The sequence below is a fragment of the Micromonospora sp. SL1-18 genome (assembly GCF_047921505.1).
Classification (GTDB): domain Bacteria; phylum Actinomycetota; class Actinomycetes; order Mycobacteriales; family Micromonosporaceae; genus Micromonospora.
Window position 1 is genome coordinate 1 of record NZ_JBLROA010000222.1, and the last position, 444, is coordinate 444.

Genomic DNA, 444 nt, shown 5'->3' on the forward strand with positions numbered 1-444 from the left:
TCCGGCCCCTGACGGCGGGCCACTCGCCGGGACAGCCGTTTGAGGTGCTTGAGCGCGCCGTCGTAGTGTGCCGGGTTCGGCACGAACCGCACTTCGCCGTGGTTGTCGGCGATCACCGCGAGGCACTTCACGCCCAGGTCCACACCCGCTACCACGTCGGGGCGGGTCGGACTGCGGTCGGTGGCGCGCTGGATCTCGACCTGGAAGGCCACGAACCACCGACCCCGATCGAACCTGACCGTCGCGGACAAGATGCGAGCGGTGCCGTTGCCGATACGGCGGTGCAGCTTACGGGTGGACTCGTGGGTACGGATCATCCCGAGCCGCGGCAGCGTCACATGCCGCCGGTCCGACTCCACACGGATAGCGCCCGTGGTGAACCGGCAAGCCAGCCGGGCGGTGTGCTTCGACTTCCGCCGCGGCATGCCCACCCGCTTGCCTTTG

The 444-nt window shown here is 69.4% G+C and carries 1 protein-coding gene; it reads right to left on the reverse strand.

What is annotated here, in order from left to right; genetic code table 11:
* On the reverse strand, positions 1-425 hold a 425-nt coding region (locus ACNAW0_RS30670; RefSeq protein WP_416291528.1), incomplete at its 3' end, for a transposase.
* Between the last annotated feature and the right edge of the window lie 19 nt (positions 426-444).